This is a genomic window from Candidatus Thiosymbion oneisti, from assembly GCF_900092655.1.
Taxonomy (GTDB): domain Bacteria; phylum Pseudomonadota; class Gammaproteobacteria; order Chromatiales; family Chromatiaceae; genus Thiosymbion; species Thiosymbion oneisti.
In genome coordinates this window covers 1-1307 of sequence record NZ_FLUY01001704.1, presented here as the reverse complement: position 1 = coordinate 1307, position 1307 = coordinate 1, and the positions used below count along the sequence as shown (strand labels likewise).

At 55.5% G+C, this 1307-nt stretch carries 1 protein-coding gene; it reads right to left on the bottom strand.

Annotated features, from left to right (window positions below; translation table 11 throughout):
• Positions 1-2: 2 nt before the first annotated feature.
• Positions 3-1187, bottom strand: a complete 1185-nt coding sequence (locus BQ17_RS17895) for an IS4 family transposase (protein WP_089729428.1) — start codon at positions 1185-1187, stop codon at positions 3-5.
• Positions 1188-1307 lie beyond the last annotated feature (120 nt).

Sequence of the window (1307 nt, the reverse complement as noted above, 5' to 3'; positions counted from 1 at the left end):
CACTACTGTCCCGTTAAATTGTCGAACAGATTCAGTTGGTTAGGGATTCCGGGAGCCTCCGTTATGTGCGGGTCATTTGTAAGCAGTTGAATTAACGGGGTTCTTTCGAACAAGGTCAGGCTCAGAATCTGTAGGATTGTGTAGAGATCGGCCCGGATCTCGAGGCGCTTTTTGATGATGGCCACGAGGACATAGACAGACAAGGCGATCCATATCTGGCTTTTGAGTGCGTTCTCGGAGGTGCCGAAGAATGACTTGATGCGCAGGTGTTGTTTAATCCATTTGAAGAACAACTCCACCTGCCAACGGTAGCGATACAGATCGGCCAGCGTTTGCGCCGGGATGGCGAAGTTGTTGGTCAGAAAGTTGAAGGTCTTGCCGCTTGGCGTATCGTGGTATTTCACCCGGCGTAGCGGTTGAGGATAGGTGCTTGCCGAATCGACCCCAGTGAGCACGATGGTCTGATCGCAACGGACACCGCCCGATTTGTCCACGGGCTGGGAGTAACGACGCCGGTACTTGGTGTTGGACTTGGCGCGAATGACGAAGAAGGCGCCGGCTGTGTGCAGGGTAAAAAGCCTTCGGAAGTCCACGTAGCCCCAGTCCATGATGTAGAACGCGCCGGGTTCCGGCAGGAGGATGTCGAGCACGTTGACGTCGTGCAGCTTGCCGTCGGAGATGTGGACGAAAGTCGGGATGTTGCCGCGCAGATCCAGCAAGGTGTGCAGCTTGGCCGCAGACTTGGTGGCAGGAAACAGCGCCCACGGGAAGAGCGACAGACACAGGTCGATGGTGGTGGCATCCAGGGCATAGACGGTATTGTCGAGGCTCAGTCCCAGGTCCTCGTCGGCATAGAGAGGCCGGGCGATGCGAATCAAGGCGTGGGCAAAGTCGGCATAAATCCGCCAGTCGCGCCGTTCGTTGGCTTTGGATAAGGTGTTGCGTGCTACCCGAGTGCAGCGCAACCCCATGTGGTACAGCTTGCTCTGCTGGGCGCACAGACAGGCTTCGATGTCGCGCAAGCTCTCGCGGTAAGTCAGCTGCGCAAATGCCATCGCGAGATACTGGTCGAGACAGCGGAACTGCTTGACATAACGTTCGCCCTGGTAACGCGCCACACAACGCCGAAACGTGTGCAGAGGCAAATGGTCCATGACTTGCGAAAAAACTAACGGTCCTGAATACATGATCCTCTCCCCGGGGAATCCAGGGCCGAAGCATGTCGGTACGGGTTTTTGCGTTCAAGTCGGTGACACCCCGAAAATGGATGTTTTTATCTACATTTCAGATAGTTATCTGGTAACCAC